Consider the following 9,465-nt stretch of genomic DNA (forward strand, 5'->3'; position numbering starts at 1 on the left):
GGTATAGACGATGAACGGGTCCTGGGTAATGGCGAAGATCGCCGGGACGCTGTCGACGGCGAACACCAGGTCGGCCAGCTCGATCAGCACCAGCGCCAGGAACAGTGGGGTGGCATAGCGCAGCGCCTTGCTGTGCCCGGGCGGCGTCTGGCGCACGAAGAAGTGCGAGCCGTGTATCTGGTCGGTGACCCGCATGTGCCGGCGCACGAACTTCAGGATCGGGTTGTTGGCCAGGTCCGGGTGGCTGTCTTCCTTCGACAGCGCCATTTTCACCCCGGTAAACAGCAGGAAGGCGCCGAAGATGTACAGCACCCAGGCAAAATTCTGCACCAGCGCAGCGCCTACACCAATCATGATCGCCCGCAGGAACACGACGCCGAGGATGCCCCAGAACAGGACCCGGTGCTGGTAGCGGCGGGGGATGGCGAAGTAGCTGAAGATCATCGCCATGACGAACACGTTGTCCATCGACAGCGACTGTTCGACCAGGAAACCGGTGTAGAACTCCAGCGCCGACTGCGCCCCGAGCTGATACCACACTCCGGCGCCGAACAGCACGCCGACGCTGAAATAGCCCGAATACAGCAGCAGGCTTTCGCGCATTTCGATTTCCCGGTCCTGGCGGTGCAGCACGCCCAGGTCGAGCACCAGCAAACCGACGACGATGGCCATGAACACCAGCCACAACCAGGCGCTGGTACCGAGAAACGGGGTGGTGAGGAATGCCTGCAGAGCTGTCATGAGCCCCTCCTTGAATGTCGACGTTGCATGGCAACAGTGATCCGACATCACGGCGTGGCAGCCGTCAGAGGGGCCCGGTATCACATGAGCTTGAGCCTAGACCCGTTTGCCGATGATGCCGAATGGGGAGCTGTTACATTTCTTTGCCAGGCCGCTCCTACACAGGAATGTGCGCAGGCTTGTAAATCAGTACACCCACACTTCGACCCGCCGGTTGCGCAGTCGCCCTTGCTCCAATTCATTCCCGGCGACCGGCAGCTCATCGCCCATGCCTGTCACCTCCAGTACGGCCACACCATCGCGTGCCAGTTCGCGGCGCACTGCCTGGGCGCGCAGGCGCGAGAGCAGGGCGGCGCGGCCGGGTGTTTCCTTGGGGTCGCCAAACCCCACCAGCACGGTCTTGCTCTGCAGTTTGCCGGCCTGGCGCAGGTACTCGGCGACCCGCTGCACGTCACGCAGCGCCTTGTTGTCGAGGCTGGCACTGCCTTCCTGGAAGCGGAAGTTCACACTCAAACGCTGCGCCTGTTGCGCCAGGGTGCGATAGCGCGGCGGCATGCTGGCCTGGGGCGGCACAGGCTGCGCCTTTATCTGCTGCGAAACGAAGCCATGCTGGGCGACGATCGCCTGGCCTGCGGGGCTCTGGGCAAACTCGGCCAGGGCCTTGGCCTGCGGCCTGGGGTTGGCTGGCAGGTAGAAATACAGGCGCCGCGACAGCGGGTAGTCCTCGCTGGCCACCAGCGCCCGCTGCGGCAACATGGCCGGCGCGTCGCCTTCGGCTACCGCCAGTACCTTGGCCCCGTGCACTGCGGCCAGGCTGCTGAAGCCGATGGCCTGGCGGTCGGTGCTCACCCCTGCAGCCAGATCGTCGCTGGACTCGAAACGCCGTGCCACGGCCGAAAGTTCCTCATGCTGAGGCTCCAGCACCAGCGCCTTGAAGGTTTCATAAGTGCCGGAACGATCGTCACGGGCGTACAGATGAATAGCCCCGCCGGCGATGCCCAATTGCTCCCAGCGCTGGATCTGCCCAGAGAAAATCTGCGCCAGTTGCCTTGTGGTGAGTTGCGGCAGCGGGTTGTCGGGGTGGACGATGACTGCCACCCCATCCAGGCCGATGACTTGTTCGGCGGCCGCTGCGCGCAGGTCGCCCAGGGCCCGCAGCTGGCGTGCTTCGCGGTCATTGACCGGCCGCGAGGCGGCCGCCAGGTCGGCCTCGCCACGGCCGAGGGCGACGAAGCCGGTGCTGGAACCGTGGGCGGCGATATCGATGCGCATCGGCTGCCCAAGCGCATCGCGCGCGGTGATCACGGTTTCGTTGGCCAGCTTGCCTGGCTGCTGTTCGATGGCAGTGGCTTGTTGCGCCCGGAGTTGCCCTTGCACGAGGGCAGGCAACAGCGCTGCGCCGATGGTGTTGGAGCCTTGCACGCGCAAATGGCTGGGTTCGGCCAAGGTCGCTAGCGGTATCAGGGTGAGCAGCAAGACAAGCAGGCGGGGCATGTCGGGTGGCCCTGTGGCATAGAGTTGGCCGGCAGATTACGACAGTCGCGTGATGATAATGTGACGGCTTGGCCTGATGCCCGTCAGTGGCGTTAGTGGGGCTGCTGCGCAGCCCTATCGCCGGCAAGCCAGCTCCCACCTCGACCGCATTACCCTTCAGCCATGCGCTACACTGTGGGAGCTGGCTTGCCAGCGATGAGGCAGCAGGAATAGCAGCCATGCGCTACTCCTGTGGGAGCTGGCTTGCCGGCGATAGGGCCGCAAGGCGGCCCCGGCGATCTCAATGCGCCCCGGCCGATTTGCTCAGGTCACTCTCGGCCCATTCGGTATAAATGCAGGCATCCGCCACCGCCCAGCGCACCTTCACGCTATCGCCCGGCTGCATCGGCATCCCCGCAGCCGACAGCGCCTTCACCGTCAGCTCGGTACCGCCCGCAGTCACCACATGGCAGGTCTGGCTCTCACCCAGGAACAGCACCTCGCCCACCTTGGCACTGACCTCGTTCCAACCCGCCGGCAGCGGCTCGCGCGCCGCCTGTTCGACGGTCAGGGCCAAGGCCTTTTCCGGGCGCACCATGATCAGGGCATCCTGCGCAGCGGCCAGGCCTGCGGTCAGGCGAATGGCCACCGATTGGCCCTCGAAGCTGCCCGCGCCATTGCTGCTGGCCTTGATCCGCAGGAAGTTGGAGTTGCCCAGGAACGAGGCCACGAAGGCATTCGGCGGGTTCTGGTACAAGTCGTAGCCAGTGCCCAGGCCAACGATCTTGCCGTGGCTGAAGATGGCGATGCGCTGGGACAGGCGCATGGCTTCTTCCTGGTCGTGGGTGACGTAGACGATGGTGATGCCCAGCCGGCGGTGCAGTTGGCGCAGTTCGTCCTGCAGGTCTTCACGCAGCTTCTTGTCCAGCGCGCCGAGCGGTTCGTCCATCAGCAGGATGCGCGGCTCGTACACCAGGGCCCGGGCAATCGCCACGCGCTGCTGCTGGCCGCCGGACATTTGCGCGGGCTTGCGGTGGGCGAACTTGTCCAGCTGCACCAGCTTGAGCATCGCCTCGACACGCTTGTTGGTCTCGGCGCTGCTCAGCTTGCGGATAGCCAGGGGGAACGCGATGTTGTCGCGCACGTTCAGGTGCGGGAACAGCGAATAGCGCTGGAACACCATGCCGATATCACGCTTGTGTGGCGGCACGTTCACCAGCGACTGGCCCTCTACCAAAATCTCGCCGCTGCTGGGGGTTTCGAAACCGGCCAGCATCGACAGGGTGGTGGATTTGCCCGAGCCGCTGGAACCCAGGAAGGTCAGGAACTCGCCGTCCTGGATCTCCAGGTCGAGGTTGTCCACGGCGGCAAAGTCGCCGTAGTGCTTGTTCAGGCCGCGCAGGCTGACCAGGGTCTTGCCGTGCGCGTTGTCGTTGATCACTGCACTCATTGTTGTTTTCTCCGCGCGCTCAGGCGTTGACTTCGGTGCGCCGGCGCAAGGCGGCGGCAATGAACATGACAAGCAGCGACAGGCCGATCAGCAGGGTCGAGGCCACGGCGATGACCGGGCTCAGGTCCTGGCGCAGGGTGGTCCACATCTTCACAGGCAGGGTCTGCAGGTCGGGGCTGGCCATCATCACGCTCAGCACCACCTCATCCCACGACACCAGGAAGGCGAACAGGCCGCCGGCGATCATGCCCGGGCGAATGGCCGGGAATGTCACCTTGAAGATCGCCTGCAACCGCGAAGCGCCGCAGATCACCGCAGCATCTTCGATCGACTGGTCGAACAGCTTCAGCGAGTTGATGATCGAGATGATGGTGAAGGGCAGGGCGACGATCACGTGGCTGACCACAAAAGCGAACAGCGTGCCGGTGTAGCCGAGCTTGAGGAACAGCGCGTACACCGCCACCGCGATGATCACCAGCGGCACAATCATCGGCATGGTGAACAGCCCGTACAGCAGCTCGCGGCCGGGGAAGCGGCCACGCACCAAGGCGAACGCGCTGGGCAGGCCCAGCAGCACGGCGGCGATGGTGGTCAGCACGGCCACTTTCAGGCTGGCCAGTGCGGCGTCCATCCACTCCGGGTTGGAGAAGAACTGGCCGTACCATTTGAAGGTCCAGCCCGGCGGCGGGAACACCAGCCATTGCGACGAGCCGAACGACAGCAACACGATGAACACCACCGGCAGCAGCAGGAAGGCCGCGATGACCCCGGTGGTCAGGTACAGGCCGGTACGCAGCGGGCGGCCCATGGCATTGGGAGACAGGAGCATGGTGGTTTACCTCGCGTTGCCGACCGGGGATTCCGGCTGCAGCTTCAGGTACAGGTAGAAAAGCACCAGGGTGATCAACACCAACAGTGCGGCAGCGGCGCTGGCCAGGCCCCAGTTAAGGAACGACTGCACCTGCTGGATGATGAATTCGGGCAGCATCATGTTCTGCGCACCGCCCAGCAGCGCCGGGGTGACGTAGTAACCGAGCGACATCACGAACACCATCAGCGCCCCGGAGAACAGCCCCGAACGGCACAGCGGCAGGAACACCTTCCAGAAATTGGTCCACGGGCTGGCGCCACAGATGGAGCCGGCCTGCAGCACCATCGGGTCGATCGCGTGCATGGTCGCCTGCAGCGGCAGCACGATGAACGGGATCATGATGTAGCTCATGCCGATCACCACGCCGGTCAGGTTGTGCACCATTTCCAGCGGCGCATCGATGATGCCCATTGCCATCAACGCCTTGTTGATCACCCCCGAGCTTTGCAGCAGCACCAGCCACGAATAGGTGCGTGCCAGCAGGCTCGTCCACATCGACAGCAGCACGATGTTCAGCAGCCAGCGGCCCCAGCCCTTGGGCACCAGGGTGATGGCCCAGGCCAGCGGGAAGCCCAGCAGCACACTGATCAGGGTGACCACGCCGGCCACCGAGAAGGTGTTGAACAGCACCCGTGCGTAGGCCGAGTTGGCGAACAGCTGCTCGTAATTGCCCAGCCCTGGCGTGGGTTCCAATACCCCGCGCAGCAACAGACTGACCAGCGGGGCGAAGAAGAACAGTCCCAGGAACAGCAGTGCCGGCAGCAGGTTGCGGCTGCCTTTCCAGCGCTGGCTCAGGCTGACGCGGCGAGGGGCCGTTCCCGGGGCGCCGGTGCCGCTGGGGGCACCTTGCGCGTTATGCAGGGCGTTGATGGCGACTTTCATTTGACCAACCACTCATTCCAGCGCGCGGCGATGGCCTGGCCGTTCTTGGCCCAGTAGGCGAAGTCCAGGGTGACCTGGTCCTGGGCGTAGGCGGTCGGCAGGTTGGGGGCGAGGTCTTTGTCCAGCTTGGCCACGCTGTCCACGTTCACCGGCGCATAGGCTGTCTTGTTGGCGAACTCGGCCTGGCCTTCGGCACTGCTGGCATTGGCCAGGAACTTCATTGCCGCGTCCTTGTTTTTGGCGCCCTTGGGAATGACCAGGAAGTCGGCCATGACCAGGTTCTGCTTCCAGCTCACGCCCACCGGGGCGCCATCTTGCTGCAGGGCGTAGACGCGGCCGTTCCAGAACTGGCCGAGCGAGGCTTCACCCGAGGCCAGCAGTTGCTGCGACTGGGCGCCACCGCCCCACCAGACGATGTCTTTCTTGATGGTGTCGAGCTTCTTGAAGGCGCGGTCCAGGTCCAGCGGGTAGAGCTTGTCGGGCGTTACGCCGTCGGCCAGCAGGGCCAGTTCCAGCACGCCGGGGCTGGGCCATTTGTACAGGGCGCGCTTGCCGGGGTAGGTCTTGGTGTCGAACAGCGCGGTCCAGTCGACCGGCTTGTTGGCGCCCAGCTTGCCTTCGTTGTAGCCGAGCACGAAGGAGAAGAAGAACGAGCCGACGCCATGGTCGGAGACGAACCGCGGGTCGATCTTGTCGCGCTTGATCTGGTTGAAGTCCAGGGGTTCGAGCAGGCCTTCGCTGGCGGCGCGCAGGGCAAAGTCGGCTTCCACGTCGACCACGTCCCACTGCACGTTGCCGCTTTCGACCATGGCCTTGAGCTTGCCGTAGTCGGTGGGGCCGTCCTGGACGACCTTGATGTCGGTGGCCTTGGTGAAGGGTACGGCCCATGCTTCTTTCTGGGCGTCCTGGGTGGTACCGCCCCAGCTGACGAAGTTGAGGCTGTCGGCGGCCTGGGCGGCCTGGCATGCCAGGGTCAGCAGGCTGGCGGACAGCACTGCGGTTACACGTTTGCTCAACAGCATGGTTACGCCCTCGTTGCTTTTGTTATTCGAGGCGGGGCTGGGGTGCGCCCGCCAACAGTATTCGGGGAGCAGCTAAAACAAAGTGTCGTGGGGCCGTCTGTGATTGTAGGTGCCGGCCAGAAAATCTAAGGTCTACGGGATATCATATTATGGTATTCCAAACTTTTCGCAAGAGGGACGAGGCGACCGGCCATCACTCCGTCCCTGCAGGGCGCTCAGTCCGGGATCGCGGGCTCGAACGGAATGCTCTGCACCACCTCCAGCTCATATCCAGCGAGTCCTGCGTATTTCAGCGGTGGCCCCAGATGGCGCAACTTGCCCACGCCCAGGTCCTGCAGAATCTGCGCCCCGGTGCCCACTTCCGAATACACCTTCGACTGCCCTCGCTGGTAAGGCCGCACCGGCTGGGTCAGGTGCGGCACGCGCTCCAGCAATGCCTGGGAAGATTCGTGGTTGGCCAGGATCACCACCACGCCGGTACCTTCTGCGGCCACCTTCTGCAGCGCCGCCCATAGAGTCCAGTTGGCCGGGCCGGCATATTCGGCACCCACCAGGTCGCGCAGCGGGTCGATCACGTGAACCCGCACCAACGTCGGCTGCTCGCGGCGGATGTCGCCCATGACCATGGCCATGTGCACGCCCCCTTCGATGCGGTCCTCATAGGTAACCAGGCGGAAAGTGCCATGCACGGTCGGCAGCTCACGTTCGCCAATGCGCTTGATGGTCTGCTCGGTGCTCAGGCGGTAGTGGATCAGGTCGGCGATGGTGCCGATCTTGATACCATGCCGGGCGGCGAACACTTCCAGGTCAGGGCGGCGGGCCATGGTGCCGTCGTCGTTGAGCACTTCGACGATCACCGACGCCGGGCTGAAGCCGGCCAGGCGCGCCAGGTCGCAACCCGCTTCGGTGTGGCCGGCACGGGTCAGCACGCCGCCTTCGCGGGCGCGCAGGGGGAAGATGTGGCCGGGTTGCACCAGGTGTTCGGGGCGGGCGTCGCGGGCCATGGCAGCGGCGACGGTGCGCGCCCGGTCGGCGGCAGAAATGCCAGTGGTGACGCCGCTGGCGGCTTCGATCGACACGGTAAACGCGGTGCTGAACACGCTGCCGTTGGCCGGGACCATCTGCTCCAGGCCCAGGCGTTGGCAGTGATCATCGGTCAGGGTCAGGCAGATCAGGCCGCGCGCTTCGCGGGCCATGAAATTGATGGCCTGGGCGTCGCAGCGCTCGGCGGCGATCAGCAGGTCGCCTTCGTTTTCCCGGTCTTCGTCATCCACCAGCAGGACCATCTTGCCTTGCCGGTAGTCCTCGAGAAGTTCCTCGATGGTGTTGAAAGCCATGTTGCACGCTCACTGTGGTGGGGTGATTATTATGGTATACCATCATACACAATTATCGCCGTAGCAGGAGACCCGCGCATGAAGGCCTATTGGATCGCCCATGTGGACGTGACCGACCCCGAGCAATATCAGCAGTACACCCAGCGCGCCCCGGCTGCGTTCAAGGCATTCGGCGGGCGCTTCCTGGCCCGTGGCGGGCGCAGCGAGGCGATGGAAGGGCGGCCTACCCCTCAGCGTAGCGTGGTGATCGAGTTCGATTCGTACGAGCAGGCGGTGGCGTGTTACCAGTCCGAGTTGTACCAGGAAGCGTGCAGCCATCGGCGAGGGGTGGCGAAGGCCGAGGTGATCATCGTCGAAGGGTTCGAGCCCTGAGGTAATGGCTGAAGGCCCTATCGCCGGCAAGCCGGCTCCCACAGGTAGCGCGTAGCCTTGTGGGCGACGCAAAACCTGTGGGAGCGGCGGTGCGGCGATCCGATTCACCCGCGAAAGGGCCAGACCTGTTTATGGCGGTGCCGCATGGGTAGATACAGTTATTGAAGGTGTACTTTCAGCTCCGTGGCGGCCTGACGCATCGCCACCTTCACGGCCGGCACCTGGCTCAACGGGTTGAGCAGCCCATAGTCATGAATCATCCCGTTGTACCGTACCGAGGTCACCGTCACGCCCGCTGCATTCAACTTGCGGGCATACGCCTCACCCTCATCGCGCAGCACATCGAACTCTGCCGTTTGCACCAGCGCCGGCGGCAAGCCTTTCAACTGTGCACTGCTGGCCCGCAGCGGCGAGGCGTAGATCTGTTCCCGCGCCTTGGCATCCGTGGTGTAGCTGTCCCAGAACCACTTCATCATCCCGGTAGTCAGGAAGTGCCCTTCGGCAAACTGCTTGTACGATGCAGTCTCGAAGCTGGCATCGGTTACCGGCCACAGCAGCAGCTGGAAGCGCAAGGCCGGGGTGCCCGCCTCTTTGGCCTTCAGCGCCACTACCGCCGCCATGTTGCCGCCGACGCTGTTGCCGGCCACCGCCAGGCGTTTGCCGTCCACGCCGATCTCCTTACCGTGCTCGGCTACCCACTGGGTCGCCGCGTAAGCCTGGTTGATCGCCGTGGGGTAGTGCGCTTCCGGCGACAGGGTGTAGTCCACATAGACCGCTACCGCCCCAGAGCCGACCACCAGATCGCGAATCAGCCGCTGATGGGTCGGGAAGTCGCCAAGCACCCAACCGCCGCCGTGAAAGAACATGAACACCGGCAAGTCACCCTTCACATTGGCCGGGCGCACTACTTGCAGCTTGATCGACTCACCGTTGGCCTGGATGGTGTGTTCTTTCACCTCGATACCAGAAAGGTCGACCTTGACCGAAGCCTGGGCACCCGTCAGCACTGCCCGGGCGTCTTTCGGGCTGAGTTGTTCCAGCGGCTTGCCACCCCCATGTTCCAGGGCTTCGAGGAAGGCCTGGGTGTGTTGTTCCACACCTGGGCTGCCAGCGGCGAAGGCGCTGGAAACGGACAGGGCCAGAAGGGAAGCGGTAAGGGTTTTGTGGACAATGTTCATGAGCGAATCCTTTTTCATGCAAGTATTGAAAGTGGGCGTCTTGCCTGGCCTACAGGGCCATCGCTGCGACTTGTGCGTAGATTAGGCAGATGCACTTGCGGGAAAAAGCGGCTATTAAGCGTTTGACTGTCACCATGAG

9 protein-coding genes are annotated in these 9,465 nt (G+C 64.0%); 1 reads left to right on the forward strand and 8 read right to left on the reverse strand.

Annotation, left to right across the window (positions count from 1 at the left end):
• The 7 genes from HP546_RS20350 to ribBA all read right to left on the reverse strand — a co-directional run.
• Positions 1-741: TerC/Alx family metal homeostasis membrane protein (locus tag HP546_RS20350; RefSeq protein WP_172228796.1), on the reverse strand; the 741-nt coding region annotated here is incomplete at its 3' end.
• Between the two features lie 186 nt (positions 742-927).
• Positions 928-2,235 (reverse strand): substrate-binding domain-containing protein, encoded by a 1,308-nt coding sequence (locus HP546_RS20355; protein ID WP_172228798.1) that lies wholly within the window; start codon positions 2,233-2,235, stop codon positions 928-930.
• A 280-nt stretch (positions 2,236-2,515) separates the two neighbouring features.
• The gene (locus tag HP546_RS20360) at positions 2,516-3,664 is read right to left on the reverse strand and encodes an ABC transporter ATP-binding protein (RefSeq protein ID WP_172228800.1); all 1,149 of its coding nucleotides are present in this window, start codon (positions 3,662-3,664) and stop codon (positions 2,516-2,518) included.
• A 19-nt stretch (positions 3,665-3,683) separates the two neighbouring features.
• Entirely contained in the window at positions 3,684-4,493 is an 810-nt protein-coding gene (locus HP546_RS20365) for an ABC transporter permease (protein ID WP_172228802.1), read from the reverse strand.
• A 6-nt stretch (positions 4,494-4,499) separates the two neighbouring features.
• Entirely contained in the window at positions 4,500-5,417 is a 918-nt protein-coding gene (locus HP546_RS20370; protein WP_172228804.1) for an ABC transporter permease, read from the reverse strand.
• On the reverse strand, positions 5,414-6,439 hold the full coding sequence (locus HP546_RS20375) for an ABC transporter substrate-binding protein (RefSeq protein WP_172228805.1): 1,026 nt from the start codon (positions 6,437-6,439) through the stop codon (positions 5,414-5,416). Before HP546_RS20375 ends, HP546_RS20370 begins: the two co-directional genes overlap by 4 nt.
• 215 nt (positions 6,440-6,654) lie before the next feature.
• Complete coding sequence (gene ribBA, locus HP546_RS20380; protein WP_172228807.1) at positions 6,655-7,776, reverse strand: bifunctional 3,4-dihydroxy-2-butanone-4-phosphate synthase/GTP cyclohydrolase II; 1,122 nt, start codon at positions 7,774-7,776, stop codon at positions 6,655-6,657.
• 78 nt (positions 7,777-7,854) lie between these two features.
• Between ribBA and HP546_RS20385 the strand changes: the two genes are divergently transcribed.
• Positions 7,855-8,148: a DUF1330 domain-containing protein gene (locus tag HP546_RS20385; protein ID WP_172228809.1), complete on the forward strand. Its 294-nt coding sequence runs from the start codon at positions 7,855-7,857 to the stop codon at positions 8,146-8,148.
• Between the two features lie 158 nt (positions 8,149-8,306).
• Here HP546_RS20385 and HP546_RS20390 read toward each other — a convergent pair whose 3' ends face one another.
• On the reverse strand, positions 8,307-9,326 hold the full coding sequence (locus HP546_RS20390; protein WP_172228811.1) for an alpha/beta hydrolase: 1,020 nt from the start codon (positions 9,324-9,326) through the stop codon (positions 8,307-8,309).
• Positions 9,327-9,465: the final 139 nt, after the last annotated feature.

This window comes from Pseudomonas sp. CM25, assembly GCF_013179705.1.
Lineage (GTDB): Bacteria > Pseudomonadota > Gammaproteobacteria > Pseudomonadales > Pseudomonadaceae > Aquipseudomonas.